Origin of the sequence: Phenylobacterium sp., assembly GCF_004297125.1 — a bacterium.
Lineage (GTDB): Bacteria > Pseudomonadota > Alphaproteobacteria > Caulobacterales > Caulobacteraceae > Phenylobacterium.
Map to the genome: position 1 here is coordinate 170,810 of NZ_SCVD01000019.1, position 26,960 is coordinate 197,769.

At 69.3% G+C, this 26,960-nt stretch carries 26 protein-coding genes; 17 read left to right on the plus strand and 9 right to left on the minus strand.

Annotated elements, in window-relative coordinates; genetic code table 11:
* Positions 1 to 110 precede the first annotated feature (110 nt).
* A complete protein-coding gene (locus EPO51_RS09135) occupies positions 111 to 866 on the minus strand; it encodes a polyphosphate kinase 2 family protein (RefSeq protein WP_293349074.1) in 756 nt (251 codons plus the stop codon).
* A 46-nt stretch (positions 867 to 912) separates the two neighbouring features.
* Between EPO51_RS09135 and EPO51_RS09140 the strand changes: the two genes are divergently transcribed.
* Positions 913 to 1,626, plus strand: a complete 714-nt coding sequence (locus tag EPO51_RS09140) for a 16S rRNA (uracil(1498)-N(3))-methyltransferase (protein ID WP_293349077.1) — start codon at positions 913 to 915, stop codon at positions 1,624 to 1,626.
* On the opposite strand, the gene EPO51_RS09145 is transcribed toward EPO51_RS09140, so the two are convergent.
* Positions 1,623 to 2,045 (minus strand): VOC family protein, encoded by a 423-nt coding sequence (locus EPO51_RS09145; RefSeq protein WP_293349080.1) that lies wholly within the window; start codon positions 2,043 to 2,045, stop codon positions 1,623 to 1,625. The two genes, EPO51_RS09140 and EPO51_RS09145, sit on opposite strands and share 4 nt — an antisense overlap.
* A 165-nt stretch (positions 2,046 to 2,210) precedes the next feature.
* On the opposite strand from EPO51_RS09145, the gene EPO51_RS09150 reads away from it, so the two are divergent.
* Complete coding sequence (locus tag EPO51_RS09150) at positions 2,211 to 3,566, plus strand: glutamate--cysteine ligase (RefSeq protein WP_293349082.1); 1,356 nt, start codon at positions 2,211 to 2,213, stop codon at positions 3,564 to 3,566.
* 95 nt (positions 3,567 to 3,661) lie between these two features.
* Positions 3,662 to 4,153, plus strand: a complete 492-nt coding sequence (locus EPO51_RS09155; protein ID WP_293349085.1) for a CYTH domain-containing protein — start codon at positions 3,662 to 3,664, stop codon at positions 4,151 to 4,153.
* Positions 4,154 to 4,156: 3 nt separating this feature from the next.
* Here EPO51_RS09155 and EPO51_RS09160 read toward each other — a convergent pair whose 3' ends face one another.
* Complete coding sequence (locus tag EPO51_RS09160) at positions 4,157 to 4,654, minus strand: DUF427 domain-containing protein (RefSeq protein WP_293349088.1); 498 nt, start codon at positions 4,652 to 4,654, stop codon at positions 4,157 to 4,159.
* A gap of 210 nt (positions 4,655 to 4,864) precedes the next feature.
* Between EPO51_RS09160 and EPO51_RS09165 the strand changes: the two genes are divergently transcribed.
* Positions 4,865 to 6,670: a peptide MFS transporter gene (locus EPO51_RS09165; protein WP_293349091.1), complete on the plus strand. Its 1,806-nt coding sequence runs from the start codon at positions 4,865 to 4,867 to the stop codon at positions 6,668 to 6,670.
* Positions 6,671 to 6,675: 5 nt separating this feature from the next.
* Here the strand turns inward: EPO51_RS09165 and EPO51_RS09170 are convergent, their stop codons facing one another.
* From EPO51_RS09170 to EPO51_RS09185, 4 genes are all read right to left on the minus strand, one after another.
* Entirely contained in the window at positions 6,676 to 8,673 is a 1,998-nt protein-coding gene (locus EPO51_RS09170; protein WP_293349094.1) for a TonB-dependent receptor plug domain-containing protein, read from the minus strand.
* Positions 8,674 to 8,789: 116 nt separating this feature from the next.
* Complete coding sequence (locus EPO51_RS09175) at positions 8,790 to 10,823, minus strand: TonB-dependent receptor plug domain-containing protein (RefSeq protein WP_293349097.1); 2,034 nt, start codon at positions 10,821 to 10,823, stop codon at positions 8,790 to 8,792.
* A gap of 267 nt (positions 10,824 to 11,090) precedes the next feature.
* Entirely contained in the window at positions 11,091 to 12,521 is a 1,431-nt protein-coding gene (gene tldD, locus EPO51_RS09180; protein WP_293349100.1) for a metalloprotease TldD, read from the minus strand.
* Positions 12,522 to 12,566: 45 nt separating this feature from the next.
* Positions 12,567 to 12,926 (minus strand): DUF3140 domain-containing protein, encoded by a 360-nt coding sequence (locus EPO51_RS09185; RefSeq protein ID WP_293349103.1) that lies wholly within the window; start codon positions 12,924 to 12,926, stop codon positions 12,567 to 12,569.
* 209 nt (positions 12,927 to 13,135) lie between these two features.
* On the opposite strand from EPO51_RS09185, the gene coxB reads away from it, so the two are divergent.
* From coxB to EPO51_RS09235, 10 genes are all read left to right on the plus strand, one after another.
* A complete protein-coding gene (coxB, locus tag EPO51_RS09190) occupies positions 13,136 to 14,128 on the plus strand; it encodes a cytochrome c oxidase subunit II (protein ID WP_293349106.1) in 993 nt (330 codons plus the stop codon).
* Between the two features lie 17 nt (positions 14,129 to 14,145).
* A complete protein-coding gene (gene ctaD, locus EPO51_RS09195) occupies positions 14,146 to 15,822 on the plus strand; it encodes a cytochrome c oxidase subunit I (protein WP_293349109.1) in 1,677 nt (558 codons plus the stop codon).
* 86 nt (positions 15,823 to 15,908) lie between these two features.
* Complete coding sequence (cyoE, locus tag EPO51_RS09200; protein ID WP_293349112.1) at positions 15,909 to 16,880, plus strand: heme o synthase; 972 nt, start codon at positions 15,909 to 15,911, stop codon at positions 16,878 to 16,880.
* Positions 16,877 to 17,029, plus strand: coding sequence for a hypothetical protein (locus EPO51_RS09205; protein WP_293349114.1), 153 nt, complete (start codon positions 16,877 to 16,879; stop codon positions 17,027 to 17,029). The genes cyoE and EPO51_RS09205 overlap by 4 nt, the downstream gene beginning before the upstream one ends.
* On the plus strand, positions 17,007 to 17,597 hold the full coding sequence (locus tag EPO51_RS09210) for a cytochrome c oxidase assembly protein (protein WP_293349116.1): 591 nt from the start codon (positions 17,007 to 17,009) through the stop codon (positions 17,595 to 17,597). Before EPO51_RS09205 ends, EPO51_RS09210 begins: the two co-directional genes overlap by 23 nt.
* Before the next feature lie 132 nt (positions 17,598 to 17,729).
* Positions 17,730 to 18,602 (plus strand): cytochrome c oxidase subunit 3, encoded by an 873-nt coding sequence (locus EPO51_RS09215; RefSeq protein ID WP_293349118.1) that lies wholly within the window; start codon positions 17,730 to 17,732, stop codon positions 18,600 to 18,602.
* A gap of 9 nt (positions 18,603 to 18,611) precedes the next feature.
* Positions 18,612 to 18,971 (plus strand): DUF983 domain-containing protein, encoded by a 360-nt coding sequence (locus EPO51_RS09220; protein ID WP_293349120.1) that lies wholly within the window; start codon positions 18,612 to 18,614, stop codon positions 18,969 to 18,971.
* Complete coding sequence (locus tag EPO51_RS09225) at positions 18,961 to 19,683, plus strand: SURF1 family protein (protein ID WP_293349122.1); 723 nt, start codon at positions 18,961 to 18,963, stop codon at positions 19,681 to 19,683. Before EPO51_RS09220 ends, EPO51_RS09225 begins: the two co-directional genes overlap by 11 nt.
* Positions 19,684 to 21,072 (plus strand): threonine synthase, encoded by a 1,389-nt coding sequence (gene thrC / locus EPO51_RS09230; RefSeq protein WP_293349125.1) that lies wholly within the window; start codon positions 19,684 to 19,686, stop codon positions 21,070 to 21,072.
* A 1-nt stretch (position 21,073) separates the two neighbouring features.
* Positions 21,074 to 22,336: a M16 family metallopeptidase gene (locus EPO51_RS09235; protein WP_465246600.1), complete on the plus strand. Its 1,263-nt coding sequence runs from the start codon at positions 21,074 to 21,076 to the stop codon at positions 22,334 to 22,336.
* On the opposite strand, the gene EPO51_RS09240 is transcribed toward EPO51_RS09235, so the two are convergent.
* Entirely contained in the window at positions 22,333 to 23,034 is a 702-nt protein-coding gene (locus tag EPO51_RS09240; protein ID WP_293349129.1) for a response regulator, read from the minus strand. The two genes, EPO51_RS09235 and EPO51_RS09240, sit on opposite strands and share 4 nt — an antisense overlap.
* A 166-nt stretch (positions 23,035 to 23,200) precedes the next feature.
* On the opposite strand from EPO51_RS09240, the gene EPO51_RS09245 reads away from it, so the two are divergent.
* Positions 23,201 to 23,812, plus strand: coding sequence for a GNAT family N-acetyltransferase (locus EPO51_RS09245; RefSeq protein WP_293349131.1), 612 nt, complete (start codon positions 23,201 to 23,203; stop codon positions 23,810 to 23,812).
* A gap of 40 nt (positions 23,813 to 23,852) precedes the next feature.
* Positions 23,853 to 25,511 carry a putative bifunctional diguanylate cyclase/phosphodiesterase gene (locus EPO51_RS09250; RefSeq protein WP_293349133.1) on the plus strand — a complete coding sequence of 553 codons (1,659 nt, stop codon included), beginning with the start codon at positions 23,853 to 23,855 and terminating at the stop codon, positions 25,509 to 25,511.
* Here the strand turns inward: EPO51_RS09250 and EPO51_RS09255 are convergent.
* Positions 25,508 to 26,071 (minus strand): YqgE/AlgH family protein, encoded by a 564-nt coding sequence (locus EPO51_RS09255; RefSeq protein WP_293349135.1) that lies wholly within the window; start codon positions 26,069 to 26,071, stop codon positions 25,508 to 25,510. The genes EPO51_RS09250 and EPO51_RS09255 overlap by 4 nt on opposite strands.
* 130 nt (positions 26,072 to 26,201) lie before the next feature.
* Here EPO51_RS09255 and EPO51_RS09260 point away from each other — a divergent pair, with 130 nt between their 5' ends.
* Positions 26,202 to 26,684, plus strand: a complete 483-nt coding sequence (locus tag EPO51_RS09260) for a peroxiredoxin (protein ID WP_293349138.1) — start codon at positions 26,202 to 26,204, stop codon at positions 26,682 to 26,684.
* Positions 26,685 to 26,960: the final 276 nt, after the last annotated feature.

Consider the following 26,960-nt stretch of genomic DNA (forward strand, 5'->3'; position numbering starts at 1 on the left):
CGAACAATCATGGTGAATCTATGGTTAACGCCGAGGGGGGTGCTCTCGAAAGGCGCGAGAACGCAGACGGAAACTTCCGGTAGAGCCTGCGGCCCGAGGTCGCAGGACCGTCAGCGGGCCAGGCGCCCGTCGGTCAGGGCGGAAATCTCGAACGGGAAAAGCACCTCGGGGTCGGGATCGGGGACCTCGCGAGCGAGCTTCTTCGGCGTCAGGACATTGACCAGGTGGCTGAGGATCGCGAGGCGCGCCGCCTTCTTGTGGTCGGAGCGGACGCAGATCCACGGGGCCGCGGGCGTGGATGTCCGCCGCAGCATCTCGTCGCGGGCCTCGGTGTAGGCGTCCCAGCGGGACTGCGCGGCGTCGTCGAGGGGCGACGACTTCAGGATCTTCAGCGGGTCGGTGTGGCGCTCCTTAAGGCGCTTGGCCTGCTCCGGCTTGGAGACGTCCAGCCACAGCTTGACGATCTTCATGCCGCTTTCCAGCAGCATGGCCTCGAAGGCCGGGACATCGCGCAGGAAGATCTCCTGCTCCTCGGCGGTCGAGAAGCCCATGACGCGCTCGACGCCGCCGCGGTTGTACCAGGACCGGTTGAAGATCACCGTCTCGCCGCAGGCCGGCAGGTGGACGACATAGCGCTGGAAGAACCACAGGCTGCGGGCCCGATCGGAGGGCTTCGCCAGGGCCACCACGCGGGTGTTGCGCACCGACAGGTGCTCGGTCAGCACCCGGATCGCCCCGTCCTTGCCAGCGGCGTCGCGGCCCTCGAAGATGATCAACACCTTCTCTTCGCTCTCCATGGCGGCCTGCTGCCATCGCACCAGCGCCAGCTGGCGCAGCTCGAGATCGTGGTCGTCGTCCTTGGCCATGCGTCGAACCTATGCCTGATGCGGGGGTGAGCGCTAGAACGCGCGCATGATCCGCCTGTTCATTCCGCATGACCTGAGCCCCGGCGCCTCGCTCGACCTCGACGAGGGCCAGAGCCGCTACCTGGCCGCCGTCATGCGCCAGGCGGTTGGCGACGAGGTGGCGGTGTTCAACGGCCGCGACGGGGAGTGGCGGGCGACCGTGGCCAAGGTGGGCAAGAGGGCCGTGAGCCTGACGGCGCTGTCCCGGACCCGTTCGCAGGAGACCGGCCCGGACCTCGACCTGGTCATCGCCCTGGTGAAGCGGGCGCGGCTGGAGACCATCGTCGAGAAGGCGGCCGAGCTGGGCGCGCGGCGCGTGCAGCCGGTCGTGACCGAGCGGACCAACGCCGACCACACCCGCGTCGACCGGCTGCAGGCCATCGCCGTTGAGGCCTCCGAACAGACCGGCCGGCTGGACGTGCCGCAGGTGCTGGAACCGGTGAAGCTGGAGAAGCTGCTGGCGAAATGGGACGTCAGCCGCCAGCTCCTGTTCTGCGACGAGGCCGGCGACGCGGCGCCGGTGCTGGGCGCAGTGAAGGCCGCCGGGCCGTGGGCGATCCTGATCGGGCCGGAGGGCGGGTTCTCGTCCAAGGAGCGGGAGACGCTGCGGGCGCTGCCCTACGCCGTGCCCGCCTCGCTGGGCCCGCGCATCCTGCGCGCCGACACGGCGGCCATCAGCGCGCTGACGCTGTGGCAGGCCGCGGTGGGAGATTGGACCTAGTCTTCCTCGAAGACGCTGTCCTCGGGCGCATCGGTGGCGCTTTCGAACTCCAGGCGGTAGCCGTCGGGGTCGTCCAGGCCGGTGACCCACATGCCGTTGCCCACCTCCGGCGTCGAGGCGTCCAGGCCCTTGGCGACGGCGTCGCGCCAGATGGCGATGGCGTCCTCGCACCTGAAGAAGATGCTGACGCCCTCGCCGACCTTGCCGTCGGGAACCCAGGCGTCCTGGCCCTTGGGGCGGAACTGCTGGAGCGTCAGCGAGGCCCCGCCCAGCTTCAGCGAAACCCAGCGAAGGACCCCCCGGTCGTCCCAGCGCTTGTCGATCGTGAAACCCAGGCCGTCGACGTAGAAGGCCAGCGAGGTCTTCATGTCGGCGATGCGGAAGAAGGGCACGGCCTCCTTGACGTTCTCGGCGTCCATAGGCCCTCCCGGCTGTGCGAACGGGTCCAGCCTACGCTGCGCCCGGCGCTCATGACACCCCACCCTTGAGCTTGACGGAATTGCGCCCACCTATCCTGACGGCGTAAAGACGCGACCGCGCGGGACCTCACCCAGCGCGGCGGCGTCGAGGCCGGGGAGGAATTCATGGCCGAGGTCGCCTGCGACGATCGACCCCTGGTGTTCGAAGATCTGGTTCGCTGGATGGCCGAGGGGGCCAAGCCGGCGAGCGAGTGGCGCGTCGGCGCCGAGCACGAGAAGTTCGTCTTCCGCCTGGGCGACCATACGCCCGTGCCCTACGAGCCGAACGGCATCCGGGCCCTGCTGGACGGCTTGACCCGCTTCGGCTGGAAGCCGGTGATGGAGGGCGAGAACGTGATCGCCCTGGAGCGCGGCCTGGCCAACGTCAGCCTGGAGCCGGGCGGCCAGTTCGAGCTGTCGGGCGCCCCGCTCGAGACCATGCACGACATCTGCGAGGAGACCGGCCAGCACCTGGAGGAGGTCAAGCAGGTCGCCGACGAGCTGGGCCTGGGCTTTCTGGGCCTGGGCTTCACGCCGCTGTGGAAGCGCTCCGAGATCCCGGTGATGCCCAAGGGCCGCTACAAGATCATGCGCGAGTACATGCCCAAGGTGGGCAATCTCGGCCTGGACATGATGTTCCGCACCTGCACGGTGCAGGCCAACCTCGACTTCGGGTCCGAGGCCGACATGGTGGCGAAGTTCCGCACCTCGCTCGCCCTGCAGCCGATCGCCACCGCGCTGTTCGCCAATTCGCCGTTCATCGAGGGCAGGCCGTCGGGCTTCGTCTCGGCGCGCGCCAACGTGTGGACCGACACCGATCCCGACCGCACCGGCATGCTGGACTTCGTGTTCCAGGACGGTTTCGGGTTCGAGGCGTACGCCCGCTACGCGCTCCAGGTGCCGATGTATTTCGTCAAGCGCGGCGACCGCTACATCGACGTGGCCGGGCGTTCGTTCGTCGATTTCATGGACGGCAAGCTGGCGGAGCTCCCGGGCCAGCGGCCGACCATCAAGGACTGGGCGGACCACACCACCACCATCTTCCCCGAGGTGCGGCTCAAGAAGTACCTGGAGATGCGCGGCGCCGACGCCGGGCCGTGGAGCCGGCTCTGTGCGCTGCCGGCGTTGTGGACGGGGATCTTCTACGACGGCCAGGCGCTGGCCGCGGCCTGGGACCTCTGCAAGGACTGGAAGATCGAGGACCACGAGCGCCTGCGCGCCGACGTGGCCCGCCGTGGGCTGCAGGCCGAGATCGCCGGGCGGAAGGTGCAGGACGTGGCCAAGGACATGGTGGCCATCGCCCGCTCGGGCCTGAAGAACCGCAACCGGCTCTCGGGCGGAATGGTCGACGAGACCGGCTACCTGGCCGAGCTGGAGCACATCGCCGACACCGGCGTGACGCCGGCCGAACGGCTGCTGGAGCTCTACGACACCCGCTGGAAGGGCGACGTGAGCCACGTGTTCGAGGATTTCGCTTACTAGGAGTGTGACCGGCGCCTGCCCGTCGGCGCGCGAGGGTGGGTTGTCTCGAAGATTTCAATGTGACCGCCTACGGACGGGACCTCGCGAGGATTGAGATGCCGACGAAGCTCCCGAAATATGCCCACTGGGTGGCCGAGCGCCGCTTCCTGGTGGACGCCGCCGCCATGCCCAAGCTGGACGAATCGAAGGCGCGCCGGATCGAGGACCTCTACATCGCCGACGGCCGGCTGCGCCTGCGGGCGATCACCCACGCCTCCGGCGAGCGGGAGTTCAAGCTGGCCAAGAAGTACGCGCCGGAGACGCCGCTGATCGGGCCGATGACCAACCTCTACCTCGACGCCGACGAATATGCGGTGCTGTCGAAGCTGCCCGGCGCGCGGATTTCCAAGCGCCGGCACAAGGTGGGCGGCTTCGTCGTCGACGTGTTCGAGGGCCCGCTGGAAGGGCTGATCACCGCCGAGTGCGAGGCCACCAACCGGATGGCCGCCATGGCCGTCGAGATTCCGCCGTGGTGCGTGCGCGAGGTCACGACCGAGCTGGCCTACACCGGCGGGGCGCTGGCGCAGGCCCAGGCCGTTCCGGCGTAGAGCCTAGCGGACCCCGCCCTCGGCCCCGGGGACGTTCGCGTTGGCCGGCCAGTGTTCGCGCTGGGTCGTGCCGTCGCCGGCGTCGGTGTGCAGGACGGTCTGGTCGACATCGGCGTCGACGTGATGCGGGTTCACCGCCGCGTCCTCGATCTCGTAGACCTCAACGTGGTTCGGATAGAACGCCACGTAGTTCGCAATCGCCGTCATGGCGGGGAAGGGCGTTTCGTAGGTCCAGACCGCGTTCTCCGCGAAATGACCGTCCATCAGCAGGGTGTAGTAGCTGGCGTCGCCCTTGTAGGGGCAGTGGGTGGAGTGGGTCGTGCGGGACATGTACTCCATCGAGACGTCCTCCCGCGGGAAGTAGACGACCTGCGGATAGGTCGCTTCCTTGAGCACCAGGGCGTCGGCGCTGTCGGCGATCACGTGGCCCTGGAACCTGGCCCGCCAGCGCTTGGCCGCGGGGGTCACGGAGATCGGATGCTCGGGGCCGGGAATCTTCATGGGGACGTCCTCCTCGCAGGAGTGAACGCGCTGCGGGCGTTCGGGCTGCGTGGGATATGGGGGCCGCATTTCATCGCGCCAGGGCCGCGATCGGGCGCGGGCTTGCTTGTGCTGGGCGAACCTAAGTGGTTTTGTGCCCTACGGAATACGCGTGGCGGGAACGGGGGCGTCGTCCGCACGCGAGCTTAGGGAAAGCGGAACCCTCTCCAAATGATGATTATCCTGATCGGCATCGTGGTGACCCTGGTCACCGGGATTCCCGTGTTGATCCAGCTGCTGCGTCACCATCCGCGCGGCCTGATCATCCTGTTCTTCGCCGAGATGTGGGAGCGGTTCTCGTACTACGGGATGCGCGGCATCCTGATCTTCTACCTGACCCAGCACCTGCTGTTCGACGACAGCACGGCGGGCGCCCAGTACGGGTCCTACACCTCGCTCGTGTACCTCCTGCCGCTGATCGGGGGCCTGCTCGCCGACCGTTGGCTGGGCACCCGCAAGGCGGTGGCGTTCGGCGCCCTGCTGCTCGTCGCCGGGCACGGCATGATGGCCGTGGAAGGCACGCCCGCGCGGCAGACGCTGGTCTACGCCGGCCAAAGCTACGAGGTCGCCATCGAGGGGCGCATGGAACAGCGCCAGGTCCGCGTGATGGTGGGCGGCCAGCCGCACGAGTTCGCGGCGACCGCCGAGGGCGGCCTCGAGATCAAGAACATGGCGCCCGGCGGTCCGCTGCCGACCGTGATGCCGAAGGGCTCCTACGAGCTGAAGAAGGTGGTCGACCCGTTCGGCAAGAACGCGTTCTACCTGGCGGTCTCGCTGATCATCATGGGCGTCGGCTTCCTGAAGCCCAACATCTCGACCATCGTGGGCCAGCTCTACCCCACCGGCGACCCCCGGCGGGATTCCGGCTTCACCCTCTACTACTACGGCATCAATCTCGGGGCGTTCTGGGCCTCGGTGCTGTGCGGCTGGCTGGGGGCGGACTTCGGCTGGTGGGCGGGCTTCGGCCTCGCCGGCGTCGGGATGGCGGCCGGCTTCGTCGTCTTCGTGCTGGGCAAGAAGCACCTGCTGGGCAAGGGCGAACCGCCGAACCCGGAACTGCTCTCGCGCAAGATCGCCGGACCGATCACCCGCGAATGGCTGATCTACCTGGGCGGCGTGCTGGGCGTGATCCCGGTGTGGGTCCTGGTGCAGAGCAACCAGCTGGTCGGCTGGGCGCTGGGGATCTCGATCATCGCGGCCCTGGCCTTCATCCTCTTCTTTCTCATCACCCAGTGCGACAAGGTCGAGCGCGAGCGGATGATGCTGGCCATGGTGCTGGTGTTCGGTTCGGTGGTGTTCTTCACCCTGTTCGAACAGGCCGGCACGTCGCTGAACCTGTTCGCCGCGCGCAACGTCGACCTTATGGGGATCGACGCCGCTCAGACGCAGTCGTTCAACGCCGGCTTCATCCTGATCTTCGCGCCGATCTTCGCGGCGATGTGGACCTATCTGGGGGCGCGGCGACGAATGCCGAACCCGACCCTGACCTTCGGCTATGGCCTGCTGCAGGTGGGCCTGGGCTTCCTGGTGGTGGTTTGGACGCAAGGGCTGGCGGTCGAATACAAGATGCCGCTCTACATGCTGGGCCTGCTCTACATGCTGCACACGACCGGCGAGCTCTTCCTGTCGCCGGTGGGCCTGTCGCAGATCACCAAGCTCAGCGTCGCCAGGGTGGTGTCGTTCATGATGGCGGTCTGGTTCCTGGCCTCCTCCATCGCCCAGTTCGTCGGCGGCAGGATCGCCGGCCTGATGGGCGCCGAGACTGTGGGCGGCCAGGTGCTGGATTCCTCGCTGGCCTTCGCGACGTCCATGGACGGCTTCAACAAGCTGGGCTGGGCCGGCGTGACCTGTGGCGTGGTGTTCGTGGGGCTCAGCTTCCTGATCAAGGGCTGGGCGCACGGCGCGGACCAGCCGCCGGTCGAGCCGGCGCTGATCACGCCCACCGTGGACGGCGAGCAGCAGGCGGCGCGGATCTAGAGGACCTAACCGCCCAGGGTCTTGCGGATGCGGAAGTAGACCATCTGGCCCGGCGAGTACTCGCGGTCGTCCAGCGAGGGCGCGCCGCCGGCGTCGCGCGGCCCCGGATAGGTCAGGACCGTGCGCTTCAGGCCCCGCGCGGTGACGTTCGGCAGCTCCAGCCGCATGTTGACGTCCGGCCGCGGGCGATACTCGACGAACGGCCGAACGAAGGTCCGCAGCTTGGTCGTCCGCACCCGGTTGAAGCTGTAGGAGGTCTCGCGCCAGCCGCCGAAGCCGTCGACGCCGTAGGTCATCTTCCAGGCCGGGATGTCGTGTGTGTAGCTGGCCTCCCAGTCCACCGGCCGAAGCTCGGAGATCTCGCGGCTGCGGCCCGTGGTCGGGTCCTCGACGCTGGACCAGCTCTTGGTGACCTCGCCCTTCAGGGTCGCGCCGGGGAGGCCCAACCGGGCCAGCGGGAGGCTGAGCTGGAACGCCAGCTCGTCCTTGGTCCCGTCGCCGATGTTTTCCGGCCGGTCGAACACATCGCCGTTCGGGGCGAAGACGGGTCCACGGTCGACCACGTCCTTCAGTTCGTAGTGGCGGAACGACAGGGTGGCCGAACCCGCACCCCAGAACCGGTGCTCGACGGCCGCCTCGCCGACCCAGGCCTGTTCCGGGTTCAGGTCGGGATTGCCGGCGGAGACGCCGCTGGAGTCGCTGAAGTTGGCGTCCGCGACGAAGTCGTCGAAGTCGAGCTGGCCCACCTCGCGCTCGACCCGCAGGCGCACCTGGGTCGAGGCCATCGGGACCCAGGTCACCGCCAGCCGCGGCTTCAGGTAGCGCAGGGTCTTGCCCAGCACGACGTCGCCCTCGGACGAGATGTCGGAGCTCTCGTAGCGGAGCGTGGCGTCCAGGGTCCATTGGTCGGTCGGCCGCCAGACACCCTTGGCGAAGAGCTCCGTGCGGTCCTCCTGGACCTCGACGTCGGCGGCCGGCAGCAGGACGGGACGGCCGTTGGACGAGAGCCGCGTGGCGCTGTCCAGCTTGTTGACCGCGTACTCGCCGCCGGCCTCGAACGAGAGGCGGTCCGTGGCGCGGTGCTTCAGCACCGTCCGGCCGATGGTCTCGCTGGACTCCCGGCGGAGCGCGAAGGCGCTGGTGACGCCGTTGCTGAAGTCGGAGTCGATGGCCTGGTTGCGGGTCTGGCGCAGGCCCACGATCTCCAGGGTCGTCTTGTCGCCGAACCGGCGGGTGAACGTACCGCCGATCTCGGTGTCGTCGGTGCGGACGTGGTCGACGTTCTGCTCGAAGGTGGCGACCGGGCCCAGGACCTCGCTGTTGTCCTCGGCCTTGTACTTCTCGCTGAACAGCCGGCCGTTCAGGCGGGCCTTGCCGCCCAGGATCGGGGTCTCGTAGACGCCGGTGAGCTGGCCGTTCAGGCCGTCGCTCTCGGCGTCGATGCCGATGGGCGTGACGCGGCCGGTGGGCGAGATCCGTACGCCCCGGCCGTCGGCGTCGCCATCGTCGATGAAGCCGCCGCCCAGGAGGCCCAGCTCCCACTTGCGCGGGCCTATGTCGCCGGAGCCTTCCAGGCGCAGGCTGGGCATGTGGCGCCCGTCCCAGGAATTGTTGACGGCGGCCGCGGCCACGCCGCGGAAGCCGCCGCCGGGCTTGCGGATGATGTTGGCGATCACCGACTTGCCCTGCATGTCGACGCCCGGCGCGCCGCCACGGATCAGGTCGATGCGTTCGATGCGACTGGCCGGAATCCGGCGCAGCACCTGCTCCAGGTCCTCGGACTTGGTGGCCGGACGTTCGCCGTCAATCAGCACGTTGCCCGCCGACCCCTCGTAGCCGCGCACCTCGTCGCCGCTGTCGAGCGTGAACCCGGGGATGCGGGGGATCATCTCCGAGGCGTTGGCCGGCTGGAAGGCGGCGAAGAAGGAGGGCGGATAGCTGATCACCCCCTGTTGCGGCGCAGCCGCCAGCGCCGCCTGCGCGAGGACGTGGGCAATCAGCATGGCGGTCGTTCTCCCTTGGCCGGAGAACTGGCCCGTGGTCGTGCTTCGACGCGAGTTAAATGGCCGTAAGGTGGATTAAATCGCGGAAATCTTGCCGCTGATCAGATGCCTGCGCCTCACCCGCCGAACGTGTGCCGGATCCGGAAGTAGATCGCGCGCCCCGGCGTCAGGTCGCGGTCGTCGGTGAAGTCGAGCTGAGCGGTGCTGCGCGGGCCGTCGTACTGCCGGGTGGCGATGCGGATGCCGCGCTCGCTCCAGTTCTGGACCTCGACGCGCAACACCGTCTGCGGCTGCAGGCGCTTCTCCACCCAGGTGTTGAAGTAGGCGTTATGGAGCTTCACGTCGGAGATGTAGTTGTAGCGGTACGAGGTCTGGGACCAGCCGGAATAGAGGTCCCATCCGGCGGCCAGGCCGTATTGCGGCAGGTCCTGGCTGAAGTGGACCTCCCATTCCAGCGGCCGCAGCTTGGAGATCGGCCGGCCGGTGAGCGTGGTCGGGTCGGTGACCTTTGACCAGCGCTTGTTCAGCTCGCCGCGCAGCAGGGCGCCTTTCCAGCCGAAGCGGTCGCCGGGCAGGTTGAAGGTCGCGATCAGTTCGTCCTTGGTCCCGTCGCCGATGTTGGTGGGCTGGTCGAAGACCTGGCCGCCGGGCAGGAACACCGGCCCGCGGTCGATGACGTCCTTCAGCTCGGAATGGCGGAAGGTGAGGGTGACAGCCCCGCTCTTCCAGAACCGCTGCTCGACGGCCGCCTCGGCCACCCAGGCCTGTTCGGGGTTGAGGTCGGGGTTGCCGGCGCTGACGCCGGTGCCCGACGCGAAGTCGGAACCCGCCACGAAGTCGTCGAAGTCGAGCTGGCCGACCACGCGTTCGACCCGCGCGCGGATCTGGGTGTCGGGGCGGGCGTCCCAGCTCACCGCCACCCGCGGCTTCAGGAACTGCAGCTTCTTCTCCAGCAGCACGTCGCCGTCGGACGAGATCTTGGAGGCCTCGAAGCGCACGCTCGCGTCGACGGTCCAGGCGGCGGCGGGCCGCCAGATCGCCTTGCCGAAGGCTTCCCCGCGGGTCTCCTCCACCGTCACGTCGGCGGCGGGAATGGTCTGGGCGACGGCGTTCTCGAAAGCCTCGGAGTGGCTGTCCAGCTTGTTGACGGCGCCTTCGACGCCCGCCTCGAACGACAACCGGGGCGACCATTGGTGCTTCAGAACGCCCCGGCCGATGGTCTCGCTCACGTCGCGCCGGCTGCGGAACTCGCTGCTGTCACCGCTGCCGGCGCGGAAGAGATCGAAGGTGTGGTAGTCCTCGTCGGTCCGCAGCGCCATCAGCTCCAGCTTGGTCCTGGCCCCGAAGTCGCGGTTGAAGCGCGCGCCCAGTTCGGTCTGGAACTGGTCGTAGGGATTGACGTCGTTGTCGGGCCTGCGATCGACCGGCGTGGTGTAGGTGGTGGTCTCCTCGGTCTTCCAGCTATCCCAGAACAGGCGCGCGTTCAGCGAGATCCGGCCGCCCGCCAGCGGCTGGGAATAGGCCCCCGAGAGGATCTGCTGCAGGCCGTCCTGCTCCGACTGGTGGCGCCCCTCGCGGAGGATCGTGCCGTCCGGCTTGAAGCGGACCCGCGGGCCGAACTGTCCGCCGTCGTCGTTGCCGTAGCCGTAGCGGGCCAGGGCCTCCCAGGTGCGGGTCCCGTCGCCGCCGGACAGCTCGAGGCGCATGCCGTGCATGTTGCGCCCGTCCCAGAGGTGGTTGTTGGCGACGGCGAAGAGCCCGCGGTATCCGCTCCCGCCCTTGCGGATCACGTTAGCGATCACCGTCTTGCCCTGCATGTCGATCCCGGGGGCGCCGCCGCGGATGACGTCGATGCGCTCGATCTGGCCGATCGGGATGCGGGTCAGGATCTGGTCGAGGCCGTCGGTCTTGCTGGCGGGGCGCTGGCCGTCGACCACCACGTTGCCCGCGGCGCCTTCGAAACCGCGCACCGTGTCGCCGGTGTCGAGCGTGAAGCCGGGGATGCGGGCCAGCATCTCGTAGGCGTTGGCGACCTGCTGGCCGGCGAAGAAGCCGGTGGGGTAGCTGATCACCCCCTGTTGCGGCGGCGCGACGGCGGCGGGCGGCGACGCGGCGGCGGCCGCCTGGGCCAGGACGTTGGCGATCAGCATGAAGTCACTCCCCGGTACTCGCGGGCAGAACTGGCCCGGAGCTGCGGCGAGGAGCGAGTTAAATGGCCGTAAGGTGGATTAAATCGGGGACAGGATTTGCGCGCTCAGCTCCTCCCCTGCGAAGCGGGGGAGGTGGATCGGCGCCACCGGCGACGAGACGGAGGGGGCGTCAGGCGGCAAATGCCGAGCTTCCGGCCTCGCGCCCCCTCCGTCAGCTTCGCTGACACCTCCCCCGTCCTCTTTGGGACGGGGGAGGAGCAATCGCTGCTAGACCGCCGTGCCGCCGACGGTGAGGCCGGTGATCTTCAGCGAGGGCTGGCCGACGCCCACCGGCACGCTCTGGCCGGACTTGCCGCAGACGCCGACGCCGGGGTCGAAGTCGAAGTCGTCGCCGATCATGGTCACCCGGGTCAGGGCCGAAGGACCGTCCCCGATCAGGGTGGCGCCTTTCACCGGCACGGTGATCTTGCCGTCTTCGATCAGGTAGGCCTCGGTGCATTGGAAGACGAACTTGCCGTTGGTGATGTCCACCTGGCCGCCGCCGAAGTTGGCGCAATAGAGGCCGCGCTTGGTCGAGGCGATCATCTCGGCCTGCGAACAGTCGCCCCCGAGCATGGCGGTATTGGTCATCCGCGGCATGGGCATGTGGGCGTAGGACTGGCGCCGCGCGTTGCCGGTGGGCGCCATGCCCATCAGCCGCGCGCTCATCCGGTCGTGCATATAGCCGACCAGGATGCCGTCCTCGATCAGGACGGTGCGCTCGGTGGGCGTGCCCTCGTCGTCGACGGTCAGCGAGCCGCGCCGGCCCAGGATCGTGCCGTCGTCGAATACCGTGACGCCGGGGGCGGCCACCCGCTCGCCGATGCGGCCCGAGAAGGCCGAGGTGCCCTTGCGGTTGAAGTCGCCCTCCAGGCCGTGGCCGACCGCCTCGTGCAGCAGCACGCCGTTCCAGCCAGGCCCCAGCACCACGTCCATTTCGCCGGCGGGGCAGGGGACGGCGTCGAGGTTGACGAGCGCCTGGCGCAGCGCCTCGTCCACCTGGGCCTGCCACTTGTCGGGGGTGATCCAGGCCTCGAACCCGGCGCGGCCGCCGGCCCCGGTGTAGCCGTTCTCGCGCTTGCCATCCCGCTCGACGGTGACCTGGACGTTGATCCGGCTGAGCGGGCGGACGTCGCGGATCAGTCGGCCGTCGGCGCGCAGGATCTCCACGATGCGGCGCTCGCCGGCGATGGAGGCCATCACCTGGACGATGCGCGGGTCGCGGGCGCGGGCCCAGGCGTCGATCTCCTGCAGCAGGGCGACCTTGTCGGAGAAGTCGGGGGAGGAGAGCGGGTTCTCCTCGCCGTAAAGCTTGGCGTTGGTGGCTCGCGGCGCCTCGGCCGCCGTTCCGGCGTACCCGCGCTTGGCCAAACGCGCCGAGTCGGCGGCGCGACGGATCGCCGCTTCCGAGATCTCGGAGGCGTGGGCGTAGCCGGCGGTCTCGCCCGCCACGACCCGCAGGCCGAAGCCCTCGGTGGCGTCATAGGCCGCCGACTTCAGCCGGCCGTCGTCGAACAGGAACGATTCGCTCTCGGAGCGCTCGACGAACAGCTCGCCGTCGTCGGCGCCGGCGAGGGCGTCGCCGAGGATTTCACGGGCGCGGTTCGGATCGACGCCGGCGGAGTCGAGGATCGAGGGAGCGGGGACGGGAGCGTTCATCGGCCAAAGATAGGCATGCGAAGGGCGGGCGTCACCCGCGACGTGTCAGCGCTTCAGCGGATCGTGCCCCCAGTTCATCAGGCTCCAGCGCCAGCGGGTGTCGCTGACGTCGCCCCCGGTCCTGTGGGCCTGGGGACGCTGGGCCAGATGACGGCGGCAGTAGCCGATGACCTTCTTCATGTGGCGGTAGTCGGCGTCGGTCAGGTCGGCGACGGCCGTGTCGCGGATCGCCAGGATCCTGCTCGCCGACTGGCGGCCGACCGATTCGGCCTCGCCCCTGCGCACCATGCCGACCTTCCGACTTTGCGGGGTGTCCAGCCAGGCGCGCAGCTCGGCCTGCGTCATGTTGGCCAGGCGGGCGAACTCCCTGCGGATCGCGGCCTCGTCTTCGGGGCTCAGGTGCATCAAAACCGCCTTCGGATAACGGGGTGTCGCGCGCACCCGCCCTGTAAGGGCTCCCAACGCCTTGGCAAGCTTCGGGGATGCGCGTATGGACCGCCGCGAAGGGGCCGGTCGGGCGTCGCGTATGCCGCGTCCGCGCGTCCCGTTCCGAAGTCGTCGGAGGTTTCCCGCCCGTCTCGCGGGGCGTCGCCGGCCAGAGAGACCGAGGGGACATGAAGTCGAGCTTTCACGGATTGCGGACGCGGGCGGCGGGGGCCCTCGCGGGCGCGGCGACGGCGTTCTGGGGCGCGGCGGCGATGGCCGCCGACAAGTACGGCCAGCCGACCGACGGCGCGATCGACCTCCAGCCGGGTGTGACGCCGCTGCGCGAGCACGCCATCTGGTTCCACAACGTGATCCTGCTGCCGATCATCACGATCATCACGCTGTTCGTGGCGGCGCTGCTGATCTGGGTGATCGTCCGCTACAACAAGCGGGCCAATCCGGTTCCGGCGAAGTTCAGCCACAACACCGCGATCGAGGTGGCCTGGACGCTGATCCCGGTGCTGATCCTGGTCGGCATCTCGATCTTCTCGTTCCGGCTGCTGTTCGCCTACAACGACATGCCGAAGCCCGACCTGACCATCAAGGCGACGGGCTATCAGTGGTACTGGGGTTACGAATACCCCGACCAGAAGATCGGCGAGTTCATCTCCAACGTCCTTCCGGAAGACCAGGCCAAGGCCAAGGGCGAGCCCTACAAGCTGGCCGTGACCGAGCCGCTGGTGGTGCCGATCAACAAGGTGGTGCGGGTCCAAGTGACCGGCGCCGACGTGATCCACGCCTTCGCCGTGCCGTCCTTCGGGATCATCACCGACGCGGTCCCCGGCCGCCTGAACGAGACCTGGTTCAAGGCCGACCGCCTCGGCACCTACTACGGCAACTGCCGCGAACTGTGCGGCGTGGACCACGCGTTCATGCCGATCGAGGTCCGGGTCGTGACCCAGGCCGAGTTCGACGCCTGGGTCGCCGGCAAGGGCGGCTCCAAGCCGGGCGCCGCGCCCGCGGCCCCCGCCGCGCCGGCCGCCGCTGACGCCGCCGCGTCGGGCCAGCCGGCCGCCGCGACCGCGCAGGTCAATCCCGCCGCCCCGCCTCCCGCGACGCCGGAGCCCAAGGCTCCCGCCGCCGCCACCACGCCCGCGCCTTCGGCGCCGGCCGCGAAATAAGCTCAGGACCGCGTAAGATGGCTGAAGCCGCTCACGATCACGACAAGGCCCACGGGTACGGCCACAGCCATGAGGGCGAACACGTCCCGGGCTTCTTCACCCGCTGGTTCTTCTCCACGAACCACAAGGACATCGGCACGCTCTACATCATCTTCGCCATCATGGCGGGGATCGTGGGCGGCGCCCTGTCCGGCCTCATCCGCTGGGAGCTCATGGAGCCGGGCATCCAGGTCTTCACCAAGGGCAGCCTGCTCGACAGCCTCGGGATGATCGAGGCCTCGAAGCACGGCTACAACGCCGTGGTCACCGCCCACGCCCTGATCATGATCTTCTTCATGGTCATGCCGGCGATGATCGGCGGGTTCGGGAACTGGTTCGTGCCGCTGATGATCGGCGCGCCGGACATGGCGTTCCCGCGGATGAACAACATCTCCTTCTGGCTGCTCGTGGCGGCCTGGGTGCTGCTGCTGTGCTCGATGTTCGTCGACGGCGGCCCGGGCAAGGGCTTCGGTGGCGGCTGGACGCTCTATCCGCCGCTGTCGACCTCGGGCCATACGGGGCCGTCGATGGACTTGGCGATCCTCTCGGTCCACTTGGCCGGCGCCAGCTCGATCCTGGGTTCGATCAACTTCATCACCACGATCTTCAACATGCGCGCGCCGGGCATGACCCTGCACCGTATGCCGCTGTTCGTCTGGTCGGTGCTGGTGACCGTGTTCCTGCTGCTGCTCTCGCTGCCCGTGCTGGCCGGCGCGATCACCATGCTGCTGACGGACCGCAACTTCCACACCCACTTCTTCGACGCCGCCGGCGGCGGCGACCCGGTGATGTTCCAGCACCTGTTCTGGTTCTTCGGGCACCCGGAAGTGTACATCCTGATCCTGCCCGGCTTCGGCATGATCTCGCACATCGTGGCCACCTTCTCGCGCAAGCCGGTCTTCGGCTACCTCGCGATGGCCTACGCCATGGTGGCCATCGGCTTCATCGGCTTCGTCGTGTGGGCCCACCACATGTACACGGTCGGCATGGGCATCGAGCTGCGCGCCTACTTCGTGGCCGCGACGATGGTCATCGCGGTGCCGACGGGCGTGAAGGTGTTCTCGTGGATCGCCACGATGTGGGGCGGCTCCATCGACTTCAAGACACCCATGCTCTGGGCGATCGGCTTCATCTTCCTGTTCACGGTGGGCGGCGTCACGGGCGTGGTCCTGGCCAACGCCGGCATCGACTACAGCCTGCACGACACCTACTACGTGGTCGCCCACTTCCACTACGTGCTGTCGCTCGGCGCCGTGTTCGCGATCTTCGCGGGCTTCTACTACTGGTTCGAGAAGATGTGGGGCGTGAAGTACAACGAGTTCCTCGGCGCCCTGCACTTCTGGATCACCTTCGTCGGCGTGAACCTGATCTTCTTCCCGCAGCACTTCCTGGGCCTCCAGGGCATGCCGCGTCGTTATGTCGACTATCCGGAGGGCTTCGCCTACTGGAACAAGATCTCGACGTACGGCTACGAGATCACCGCGGTCGGCGTCCTCCTGTTCCTGATCATCCTGGCCGAGGCTGCGATCCGTCGCCGCAAGGCCGAGGCCAATCCCTGGGGCGAAGGCGCGACCACGCTGGAATGGACGCTCTCCTCGCCGCCGCCGTTCCACCAGTTCAACGAGCTGCCGGTGGTGAAGCCCGACGTCCACTAGGGACCGAAGGCCCCCTTCGGGACGACTTTCGGGGGCGCGTTCCGGACACGGGGCGCGCCCTTCCGACATTCTGAGAGTAAGATCGCATGGCCATGGCTACGGCCCACACCACTCCCCGCGCGGCCGCCCGCTGGCAGGACTTCCTGCAGCTCCTGAAACCGCGCGTCATGTCGCTGGTGATCTTCACCGCGCTCACCGGCCTGATCTGCGCGCCGGACCGGATCAATCCGATCCTGGCGGCGGTGGCGGTGCTCTGCATCGCCGTGGGCGCGGGCGCGTCGGCCTCGCTCAACATGTGGTACGACGCCGACATCGACGCGAAGATGCGCCGCACGCGCGGCCGGCCGGTGCCCTCGGGCAGGGTCCAGGGCGCGGACGCCCTGGCGCTGGGCGTCGTGCTGTCGCTGTTCTCCGTCATGCTGATGGGGATGGCGCTGAACTGGCTCGCCGCGGGCCTGCTGGCCTTCACCATCGCCTTCTACGCCGTGGTCTACACCATGTGGCTGAAGCGCTGGACGGCGCAGAACATCGTCATCGGCGGCCTGGCCGGCGCCCTGCCGCCGGTGATCGGCTGGGCCGCGGCCACGGGCACGGCTCCGCTGAACGCCTGGCTCCTGTGCGCCATCATCTTCATGTGGACCCCGCCGCACTTCTGGGCGCTGTCGCTGTACACGTCCGAAGACTACGCCAAGGCCGGCGTGCCGATGATGCCGGTGGTCAAGGGCGCGGCCTCCACCCGCCTGCAGATCCTGGTCTACAGCCTGCTGCTGATCCCGGTATGCATCGCCCCGGCCTTCACCGGCCTGGGCGGCGCGGGCTACCTGGCCGTCTCCGGCCTGGGCGGGCTGGTGTTCCTGCTGCTGGCCTGGCGGCTCTACCGCAGCCTGGCGGGCGAGGCGGCTGATCCGCGCAACGACGACGGCCTCTACGACGTGCGGGCGGGGGCGCGGGACGCCCGCAACCTGTTCGCCTTCTCGATCCTGTACCTGGCGCTGCTGTTCGCGACCCTGCTCGCCGAGCACCTGATGGGCGCGACCCCGCTGGAGCTGTTCCGATGAGCGATCCCAACCGCGAGGACGACGCGGCCGCGAGGGCCCGCAGGGGCCGCAACATCGCCATCGCGCTAGGCCTCGTGGCCTTCGTGATCCTGGTCTATGTGGTCACTGTCGTGAGGATGGGAGCCAGTGTCGCAAACCGGCCTTTCTGAGATCGAGCGCAAGCGGAACGTCAAGGTCGCGGTCATCTGCGCCTTCACGTTCTTCTTCATGACCGGCGCAGCCTTCGCCGCCGTGCCGATCTACCGGATGTTCTGTCAGGTCACGGGCTTCGACGGCGCGACCCGCCGCGCCACGGCGGCCTCGGACCAGGTGCTGGGCAAGACCCTGACCATCCGCTTCGACGCCAATGTCCGCGACCTGCCCTGGACCTTCACGGCGGAGCAGACCTCGCAGGAGGCGAAGATCGGCGAGACGAAAATCGCCTTCTTCAAGGTGACCAACAACTCGGACAAGCCGGTCACCGGTCGCGCCCTGTTCAACGTGGTGCCGGAGCAGGCCGGACCCTACTTCCAGAAGCTGCAGTGCTTCTGCTTCTCGGACCAGACGATCGCGGCGGGCGCCACGGTCGACATGCCGGTGCTGTATTACGTCGACCCGAAGTACGCCGACGACATCAACACCAAGGGCAAGCCCGAGGTGACGCTGAGCTACACCTTCTTCCCGACCACGTCGAAAGCGGCGCAGGCGGCTCCGCCCAGTCCGCACAAGGGCGGCTGAGGGCGCACAAGAGGCCGGGGACGCGGCCTTTCCCCCTTGGCGAACCGTTCGCGCCAAGGCTATAGCGTCCCGCAAAGTGACTGCGCGCGAGTCCGCTCACGCGCGGGGGATATCTGAGGGGTTAGGACCGCAATGGCCGCTGGCGTGAAGCACGACTACCACCTGGTCAATCCGAGCCCGTGGCCGCTGGTCGGATCGATCGCGGCGACGGTGATGGCCGTGGGCGGCGTGGCGTGGATGAAGGGCCTGTTCGGCCTGCCGCAACACACGTCGTGGCTGTTCTTCGCGGGCCTCGCCGGCGTGCTGTTCACGATGGTCGGCTGGTGGGCCGACGTGATCAAGGAAGCCAACGCGGGCGACCACACCCCCGTCGTCTCCATCGGGCTGCGCTACGGCATGGTGCTGTTCATCGCCTCGGAGGTGATGTTCTTCGTCGCGTGGTTCTGGATCTTCTTCGAGATGGCCCTGTTCCACGGCAACCGGACGCATGCGCCGATCGAGGAAGTGGCCACCGCCTGGGCGCACTGGCCGCCGAAGGGCGTCGAGACCGTGCCGGCCTTCCAGCTGCCGCTGGTCAACACCCTGACGCTGCTGCTCTCGGGCACCACGGTGACCTGGGCCCACCACGCCCTGCAGGTCGGCGACCGCAAGAGCGCCAAGATCGGCCTGACGCTCACCGTGATCCTGGGTGCGCTGTTCACGGCGATCCAGGCCTACGAGTACCACCACATCCTCGAGCACAAGTACTTCTTCGGCGGCGAAGGCCAGGAGAACTCGGGCCTCTATGGTTCGTCCTTCTTCATGGCCACGGGCTTCCACGGCTTCCACGTCCTGATCGGCACCATCTTCCTGCTGGTCTGCCTGGTCCGCCTGATGGGCAAGGGATTCACGCCCAAGCAGCACTTCGGCTTCGAAGCCGCCGCCTGGTACTGGCACTTCGTGGACGTGGTGTGGCTGTTCCTGTTCGCCTTCATCTACGTGATCTTCGGTGGACCGGCCCACTAAAGGGAGCCGATGAGCAAACCCAATCCGCTGCTGGCGGGGCTCGCGGGCCGCTGTCCGAACTGCGGGGAGGGTCACCTCTTCGAAGGCTTCCTGAAGGTGGCGCCCTCGTGCGAGGCGTGCGGCGCCGACTTCTCCAAGGCCGATTCCGGCGACGGGCCGGCGGTGTTCATCATCCTGATCGCGGGTTTCCTCGTGGCCTTCGGCGCGGTGTTCACCGAATTCACGGTCCATCCGCCGATCTGGGTCCACCTGATCATCTGGCTCCCGGCGACGCTAATCATCTCGCTGGGGCTGATGCGTCCGTTCAAGGGCGTGATGCTGGCCGCGCAATTCATGAACCGGGCCTCCGAAGCGCGTCATGACGACTGAGCGCCGCCGGGGGTTCCCCGTCGGGCTGACCGTCGCCACCGTCGTCGCGCTGGCGATCCTGCTGGTCCTTGGGACCTGGCAGCTGCAGCGGCTGCACTGGAAGCAGGGCCTCCTGGCCCGGGTCGCAGCGCTGCAGACCGCGCCGGCCCAGCCGCTGGAGCCGGTCCTGGACCGGGTGGCGAAGGGCGGCGACGCCGATTTCACCCGCGTGAAGGTGACCTGCCCCGGTATCGCCACCGCGCCCTACCTGGAGCTCTATTCGCTGCGCGAGGGGCAGGCCGGCGCGCGGCTGATCTCGGCGTGCCGCGCGACCAGCCTCGAGTATCGCAGCATCCTGGTGGACCGGGGCTTCGTCATCGACACGGTCTCGGCCCGCCCGCCGGTGGACGCCGCCGCCGTGGCGCCGGTCGAGGTGATAGGGATCCTGCGCGTGCCGGAGCACGGCAATAGCTTCACCCCGCCGAACACGCCGCAGCGCTGGTATACCCGCGACGTCGCCGCCATGGCCGACGCGCTGAAGGCGCCCGACCCCGCGCCGCTGTTCCTGATGGCCGAGACCGCGACCAATCCCGAGTGGAAGGCCCTGGTCCCCGCGCCGATCCCCGCCGACATCCCCAATCGCCACCTGGAGTATGCGCTCACCTGGTACGGCCTTGCCGCCGCCCTGCTCGGCGTCTATGCCGCCATGCTTTTCAGACGGCGGAAAACCTAGATGCGCTACGTCTCGACCCGCGGCCAGGCGGCCTCGGTCGGCTTCACCGATGCGGTGCTGGGCGGGCTGGCCCCCGACGGCGGCCTCTATGTGCCCGAGACCTGGCCGACTTTCAGCCGCGACGAGATCGCTGCCTTCGCCGGCATGCCCTACGCCCAGGTGGCCGCCGCGGTGCTGGGCAAGTTCGCCGGCGACGAGATCAGCCCCGCCGACATGCTGGCCATGTGCCAGGAGGCCTATGGGACCTTCAGCCACAAGGCGGTGGTCCCGATGGTGCAGATCGGGCCGCAGACCTTCATCGCCGAGCTGTTCCACGGGCCGAGCCTCGCCTTCAAGGACGTGGCCATGCAGATCCTGGCCCGGCTCTACGACCACCTGCTGGGCGCCCAGGGCCGCAAGCAGACCATCCTGTGCGCCACCTCGGGCGACACCGGCGGCGCGGCCGTCGAGGCGTTCCGCGGCGCGAAGAATGTCCGCGTGGTGGCCATGTTCCCCGAGGGCCGGATCAGCGAGGTCCAGCGCCGGTTCATGACCACGGCGGACGAGCCCAACATCGCCTGCGTGGCGGTGAAGGGCACGTTCGACGACTGCCAGGCGATCCTGAAGGACGCCTTCCAGGACCAGGCCCTGCGCCAGGCGGTGGACCTGGCGGCGGTGAACTCGATCAACTTCGCCCGCATCGCGGCCCAGGCGGTCTACTACTTCACCACCGCGGCGGCCTTGGGCGCGCCGGACCGCCAGGTGAACTTCGTGGTTCCATCCGGCAACTTCGGCGACGCCTTCGCGGGCTATGTGGCGCTGCGCATGGGCCTGCCGATCAAGCGGATCGTGGTGGCCACCAACGCCAACGACATCCTGGCTCGCGCCTTCACGACCGGCCGCTACTCGCGCGGGACGGTCCAGCCGACGCTGTCGCCGGCCATGGACATCCAGTCGGCCTCCAACTTCGAGCGGCTCTATTTCGAGGGCGTGCAGCGCGAACCGGCCGAGACGGCGCGGGCCTTCGAGGCCTTCGGCAAGACCGGCCTGATCGACATCCCGCCGGGCGCGCTCAGCGCCATGCAGGCGATCTTCACCGGCGTGTCGATCGGGGACGACGAGGCGATGCGCACGATCCTGTCGACGCTGAACGAGACCGGCGAACTCATCGACCCGCACACCGCCGTGGCGGTCGGGGCCCTGCGTCACGTGACCTTGGACGGGCCGGTCGTGGTGCTGTCGACGGCGCACCCGGCGAAGTTCCCCGAGGACGTGGCCAAGGCCTCTGGCGTGGAGCCCGGCCTGCCGCGCGGGGTCGCCAGCCTGGCCGGACGCAAGGAGCGCTTCGACCGGCTGCCGGGCGAGGCGGACACCATCAAGGCCTATGTCCGGGCCTTCGCCGAGCGATGACTTGAGCCCCCGGGTCCACAGGCTGGCGAACGGCGTCCGCGTGGTCTGCGACCCGCTGCCCGGCTGGCAGACGGTGGCGCTCTCGGTGGTGGCCGGTCGCGGCGCGCGGTTCGAGGACGCCGCTCACTCCGGCTGGTCGCATCTGCTGGAGCACATGGTGTTCAAGGGCGCCGGCGGCCGCTCGGCAAAGGACATCGTCGAGGTGATCGAGGCCGAGGGCGGGCACATCAACGCCGCCACCGGCTACGAGCGGACCAGCTTCCAGGTCCGCGCGCTGAAGGATGGCCTGGACCTCGGGTCCTCGGTGATTTCCGACCTGGTGCTGCGGCCCGCGATGGACGCCGGCGACCTTGCCCGCGAGAAGCAGGTGGTGGGCCAGGAGATCGCCGAGGCGGCCGACACTCCGGACGACCTGGTCTTCGAGCTGGCGCAGGAGGCGGCGTTCGCCGGCCAGCCGCTGGGCCGGCCGATCCTGGGCACCGTGAAGTCGATCAAGTCGGCGACGCCGGAGACTCTCGGAGCCTGGCGCGCGGCGCTCTATGCGCCGGAGACCCTGGTGGTCAGCGCCGCCGGCGCGGTGGATGAGGACGAACTGCTGAAGCTGGCCGAGCGGGACTTCGGCGGCGCGGCGGGGGCCAGCCTGGCCCCGGCGGACGCGGCGGCCTTCACCGGCGGAACGAAGACCGTGGCCAAACGGCTGGAGCAGGCGAACCTGGTGCTCCTGCTGCCGGCGGTGGGGGTGAAGGACCCTGACTATTTCGCCCTGCGCCTCCTGGCGGAGATGCTGGGCGGCGGGATGGCTTCTCGGCTGTTCCAGGAAGCGCGCGAGATCCGCGGCCTGGCCTATGCCATCGACGCCTATTCCGAGACCTATGCCGACACCGGCATCCTGGGCGTCTTCGCCGGCTGCGATGCGAAGGACGCCGGCGAACTGGCCGAGGTGACGGCGGGCCAGATCAGGGCCCTGACGCAGCCGGTGAGCCTAGGCGAGTTGTCGCGCGCCAAGGCCCAGCTCAAGGGTTCGATGTTCATGGGCCGCGAGTCGGCCCTGGCGCGGGCCGAGCAGGCGGCCGGGCAGGTGCTGCTGTTCGGCGAGACCCTGGACCCGCAGGCGGTGGCTGCCGAGATCGACCTGGTGACGCCCGAACAGATCGCCGCCCTGACGGGGAAGATCCTGACCCCCGGCAAGGCCGCGACCGCGATCCTGGGGCCCAAGCCGGCGCTGGCGGCGGCGGAGCGTTTCGAACAGGCCCTGTTCGCCTAGGCTGCGACGCCGGCCTCGGCCAGTTCCAGCGCCGCCTCCAGGCCGGAGAACAGAGCCTCGACCCGGATCGGCTTGGCGATGAAGCCGTCCATGCCCGCGGCCGCGTACTCGGCCACCTGGTGGGCCATGGCGCCGGCGGTCAGGGCGACGATCGGCGTGCGGCGTCGGCCGGAGGTCCGCTCGGCCGCGCGGATCGCGCGGGTGGCCGAGGGCCCGTCCATGATCGGCATCTGCACGTCCATCAGGATCACGTCCCAGGCGCCGGCCTGCCAGGCGTCCACGGCGGCGGCCCCGTCGTCGACGATGAACGGCTCGATGCCCGCCTGTTCCAGCAGGGCGCGCAGCACCACCTGGTTCACGGCATTGTCCTCGGCGGCCAGGATGCGCAGGGGCCGATCGGAGGAGGCCGCCGGGGGCGAAACCTCGGCGATGGCCGGCTCGACGTTCGACACGCCAACCACGTCGTTCAGGATGACCAGCAGGGCCTCGCCCGACCGGCGCAGGGTCTCCAGCCGGGCGCGCTGGGCCTCGGTGAGTTCGTCGGCGGCCATGGCCTGCGCCATGCCCAGCACGCCGTTGAGCGGCGTGCGGATGTCGTGGCTGAGCTTGGCGAGGAACAGCCGGCGGGCGCGATCGGCGGCGTCCATGTCCGCGGCGACCCGGCCGTCTGTCTCTGCGTTGCGATGGTCCTGCGCCATCGTCTGGGGCTCCCGTGCGCGTAGGAGCCCACCGTTGCGGCCCGCGTTTAAGACTTGGTCACCATAGGCAAAGCTTCTCCGCGACAAATCGAAGCCGCGGACGCTCGAGCCTTGTTCGGTGGCAACGCCCTTGACCACGCGGCGAATTGCGCGAGGCTCGGCGCCCATGGCCCTGCTAGACTGGATCGCGCCCGAGAGCGGCCTTCGCGTGGAAGGCGAGGGGGTATGGCTGCGTCCGCCGCGCGCCGCGGACTTCGCGGAGTGGCGGGAGCTGCGGGCCCAGAGCCGGGCTTTCCTGCAGCCCTGGGAGCCCACCTGGCCCGCGGACGACCTGAGCCGCGCCGCCTTTCGCCGCAGGCTGCTGGCCTACGCCCGCGACCGCGAGATCGGCCTGGCCTATCCGTTCTTCATCTTCCGCGCCTCGGACGACGCCCTGACCGGGGGCATAACGCTGTCCAATGTCCGGCGCGGCGTCGCCCAGATGGGGTCGGTGGGCTACTGGTGCGGCCGGCCGTTCGTCCGCCAGGGCCTGACCCTCGCGGCCGTGCGTGCGCTCTCCGAGTTCGCCTTCCGCACCCTGGGTCTCCATCGCCTGGAAGCGGCGTGCATCCCGGAGAACGCGCCCTCCCGCAGCCTGCTGAAGCAAGCCGGGTTCGCGGAAGAGGGATTTGCACAGGCTTATCTTAAAATTAACGGCGATTGGCGAGACCATGTCCTGTTCGGCTTGGTGACCCCGTACCGGGATCGCGGCGGGCCGGACGAGGGGGTGTCGGTCTAGGATCGGCGCCTGACAATCACGGGCTCGAATTCAGGACTGAATGGCCAACGACCGCTGGATGTGGGACGCGACGGCCACTCTCGAGGCCCTGGGTGCGGCGGAAGTCGCGCTCTGGGTCTGGGAGCCGGAGAAGGATCGTCTGCGCCTGACCGGGGCCACCCGCGCCCTCGGTCTGGGTCCGCTCGCGCCTGACTGTTCGTCCGCCGCCCTCCGCGCCCTGGCCCTGCCGCAGGACCGCGCCATCGCCGAGGACATCCTGCGGCAGCAGGAGCCGGGCGGCGAGGTGGCCGTGCGCCTGCGCATGCGCGGCGGCAGCCCCTGCATCTGGCGCGGCGTCTGGCTCGAGGAGGGCGCCCGCGCGGCCGGCGTCGTGGCCGCGGAGGTGCGGTTCGCCGCCTCCGGCCTCGACCAGCTCACCGGCCTCTGCGACCGCAAGAGCTTCATCACCCTGGCCCGCGAGCGCCTGCAGACGCCGGGCCAGCACGAGCTGATCGTCGCAGACCTGGACCGGCTGCGCCGCCTGAACGAGGCCCTGGGCCACGAGCGCGCCGACCTGGTGCTGGCCGCCCTCGGCTCGCGCCTGGCCGCCGCCTTCCCGCCCGGCGCCCTGCTGGCCCGGATCGGCGAGGACGAGTTCGCCGCCCTGGCGCCGGTCAGCGCCTCGCCCGGCGCCGAGACCCTGCGCCGCGCCCTGGAGCAGCCGCTGCGGGTGGCCGGCTTCGACATCCACCCGACCCTGTCTATCGGCGCCGTCGAGGCGCCTGGCGGCGAGGAGGCCCCCGAGGCCGCCGAGCTGCTGCGCCGCGCCGAGCTGGCGGTCGAGTCCGCCAAGAGCAACGGCCGCGGCGGCGCCGCCGCCTATGGCCGCAGCCTGGAGACCGACGGCTTGTCGCGCCTGGCCCTGGAAGGCGACCTGAAGGGCGCCCTGCGCCGCGGCGAGCTCAGCCCGTTCTACCAGCCCATCGTGCGCCTCTCGACCGGCGCGCTCTCCGGCTTCGAGGCGCTGGTGCGCTGGCGCCACCCGCGCCGCGGCCTCCTGATGCCCGAACAGTTCCTGCCGCTCTGCGACGAGATGGGCCTGATGCCCGAACTGGGCGCCATGATGATGCGCGAGGCCTCTCGGCAGCTGTCGGTCTGGCGCAAGCGCCACCGCGCCGCCGGCGACCTGACCGTGGCGGTGAACCTCTCCACCGGCGAGCTGGAGCGGCCGGACCTGGTGTCCGACGTCGAGCAGATCCGCCGCGACACCGACCTGCCGCCCGGCGCCCTCAAGCTCGAGGTGACCGAGAGCGACGTCATGCGCGATCCGGACAAGGCCGCGGTGATCCTGCGGTCGCTGCGCGCCGCCGGCGCCGCCCTGGCGCTGGACGACTTCGGCACCGGCTTCTCGTCGCTCAGCTACCTGACGCGCCTGCCGTTCGACACCCTGAAGATCGACCGCTACTTCGTGCGCACCATGGCCACCAACGAGGGTTCGGCGAAGATCGTCTCCTCGGTGGTGAAGCTGGGCCAGGACCTGAACATGGAGGTCGTGGCCGAAGGCGTCGAGAACGCCGGCATGGCGCGCCACCTGCTGTCCCTGGGCTGCGACTACGGCCAGGGCTTCGGCTATGCGCCGGCCCTCTCGGCCCAGGAGGCCGAGGTCTACCTCAACGAGAGCTATGTCGACGGCGCGGCGCCGGTGAAGGCCCGAGGCTAAGCCTCTCCCGCCTCGGCGCTCAGGAACTTCGGATCGATGCCCAGCTTGCCCAGCGCCCGGGACCACTTGGTCTCGTGGTCGGCGTCGAAGACCAGGGCCTCGTCGGCCTCAACCGTCAGCCATGCGTTCCGGCGGATCTCCCGCTCCAGCTGGCCCGCGCCCCAGCCGGCGTAGCCCAGCGCCAGGACCGCCCGGCGGGGGCTCGGGGCCTGGCGGCCCATCGCCTCCAGCACCTCGCGCGTGGTGGTGAGCGCCAGGCCGTCCGCGACGTTCACGCTGTGCTCGGCGCGGTAGTCGTCGGTGTGCAGCACGAAGCCGCGCTCCATCTCCACCGGACCGCCCATCAGGACCAGGTCGTCCTCCATCTCGGCGGTGGTGCGGACCTCCAGGCGCTCCAGCAGGTCGGGCACGGTCAGCCCTTCCACCGGCCGGTTCACGGCGACCCCCATGGCGTGGTCGTGGTCGTGCGCGCAGACCAGGATCAGCGACCGCTCGAAACGCGGATCGCCGATGCCCGGCATGGCGATCAGCATCTGGCCCGAGAGGAATGCGCCTTCCATCACAGCAAAGATTCTGCCGGATCGTGGCGACATCAAGGGGCGGAGCGCCATATGTCGGAAATCGAGGTTACCGCGTGGCCGTGTTGTCGGTTATCTGCGCATCGGAACCCGTACCCAAGGAGACTTACCCATGGCGATCAAAGTGGGCGACAAGCTGCCGAACGTGACCCTGACCCAGGCGACCGCCGAGGGTCCCAAGCCGATCCAGAGCGGAGACTTCTTCGCCGGCAAGACCGTGGCGCTGTTCGCGGTGCCGGGCGCGTTCACGCCGACCTGCTCGGCCAAGCACCTGCCGGGCTTCAAGCAACTGGGGCCGGAGCTGAAGGCCAAGGGGATCGACGAGATCGCCTGCATCTCGGTGAACGACGCCTTCGTGATGCGCGCCTGGGCCGAGGACCAGGCGGTGGGCGAGGACATCGTCATGCTGGGCGACGGCAACGGCGCCTTCACCGAGGCGGTCGGCCTGGAGATGGATGGCAGCAAGTTCGGCCTGGGCAAGCGTTCGCAGCGCTACTCCATGATCGTCAAGGACGGCGTGGTGACCGAGCTGAACGTCGAGCAGGGCGGCGAGTTCAAGGTCTCCGCCGCCGACTACATGCTGGCCCAGCTCTAGGCGCGGGCCGGCGCCCCACGCAAGGCGCGCCAGACCGCGACGCGGCTGGCGTGACCGAGGTGTCGGGACGTCCGGATAACAGTCGGCAGGCGTCCTTGGGCGCCGCCGCGGCGTCAGGACGAATTCACCCTGCGCAGCGTCGCCGCGCCGCCCATGAGGGCGGCGCGGCGCACGGCCGGCCCGACGCCGGACCGGGTGGTCGGCCTCGCGGCCGGGCGCGGACGCAGCGCCAGGACGCCGCGCCGCAGGCGCTCGACGCCCGCTTCGCTGCAGCGG

Coding starts and splice junctions, on each gene's coding strand:
- ctaD (WP_293349109.1), top strand. CDS start 14,146: ATGGCTGAAGCCGCTCACGATCACGACAAGGCCCACGGGTACGGCCAC.
- EPO51_RS09240 (WP_293349129.1), bottom strand. CDS start 23,034: ATGGCGCAGGACCATCGCAACGCAGAGACAGACGGCCGGGTCGCCGCG.
- EPO51_RS09255 (WP_293349135.1), bottom strand. CDS start 26,071: ATGGAAGGCGCATTCCTCTCGGGCCAGATGCTGATCGCCATGCCGGGC.
- EPO51_RS09135 (WP_293349074.1), bottom strand. CDS start 866: ATGGCCAAGGACGACGACCACGATCTCGAGCTGCGCCAGCTGGCGCTG.
- EPO51_RS09260 (WP_293349138.1), top strand. CDS start 26,202: ATGGCGATCAAAGTGGGCGACAAGCTGCCGAACGTGACCCTGACCCAG.
- EPO51_RS09140 (WP_293349077.1), top strand. CDS start 913: ATGATCCGCCTGTTCATTCCGCATGACCTGAGCCCCGGCGCCTCGCTC.
- EPO51_RS09165 (WP_293349091.1), top strand. CDS start 4,865: ATGATGATTATCCTGATCGGCATCGTGGTGACCCTGGTCACCGGGATT.
- EPO51_RS09225 (WP_293349122.1), top strand. CDS start 18,961: ATGACGACTGAGCGCCGCCGGGGGTTCCCCGTCGGGCTGACCGTCGCC.
- EPO51_RS09245 (WP_293349131.1), top strand. CDS start 23,201: ATGGCCCTGCTAGACTGGATCGCGCCCGAGAGCGGCCTTCGCGTGGAA.
- EPO51_RS09160 (WP_293349088.1), bottom strand. CDS start 4,654: ATGAAGATTCCCGGCCCCGAGCATCCGATCTCCGTGACCCCCGCGGCC.
- EPO51_RS09155 (WP_293349085.1), top strand. CDS start 3,662: ATGCCGACGAAGCTCCCGAAATATGCCCACTGGGTGGCCGAGCGCCGC.
- coxB (WP_293349106.1), top strand. CDS start 13,136: ATGAAGTCGAGCTTTCACGGATTGCGGACGCGGGCGGCGGGGGCCCTC.
- thrC (WP_293349125.1), top strand. CDS start 19,684: ATGCGCTACGTCTCGACCCGCGGCCAGGCGGCCTCGGTCGGCTTCACC.
- EPO51_RS09220 (WP_293349120.1), top strand. CDS start 18,612: ATGAGCAAACCCAATCCGCTGCTGGCGGGGCTCGCGGGCCGCTGTCCG.
- EPO51_RS09205 (WP_293349114.1), top strand. CDS start 16,877: ATGAGCGATCCCAACCGCGAGGACGACGCGGCCGCGAGGGCCCGCAGG.
- EPO51_RS09215 (WP_293349118.1), top strand. CDS start 17,730: ATGGCCGCTGGCGTGAAGCACGACTACCACCTGGTCAATCCGAGCCCG.
- cyoE (WP_293349112.1), top strand. CDS start 15,909: ATGGCCATGGCTACGGCCCACACCACTCCCCGCGCGGCCGCCCGCTGG.
- EPO51_RS09170 (WP_293349094.1), bottom strand. CDS start 8,673: ATGCTGATTGCCCACGTCCTCGCGCAGGCGGCGCTGGCGGCTGCGCCG.
- tldD (WP_293349100.1), bottom strand. CDS start 12,521: ATGAACGCTCCCGTCCCCGCTCCCTCGATCCTCGACTCCGCCGGCGTC.
- EPO51_RS09145 (WP_293349080.1), bottom strand. CDS start 2,045: ATGGACGCCGAGAACGTCAAGGAGGCCGTGCCCTTCTTCCGCATCGCC.
- EPO51_RS09175 (WP_293349097.1), bottom strand. CDS start 10,823: ATGCTGATCGCCAACGTCCTGGCCCAGGCGGCCGCCGCCGCGTCGCCG.
- EPO51_RS09250 (WP_293349133.1), top strand. CDS start 23,853: ATGGCCAACGACCGCTGGATGTGGGACGCGACGGCCACTCTCGAGGCC.
- EPO51_RS09185 (WP_293349103.1), bottom strand. CDS start 12,926: ATGCACCTGAGCCCCGAAGACGAGGCCGCGATCCGCAGGGAGTTCGCC.
- EPO51_RS09150 (WP_293349082.1), top strand. CDS start 2,211: ATGGCCGAGGTCGCCTGCGACGATCGACCCCTGGTGTTCGAAGATCTG.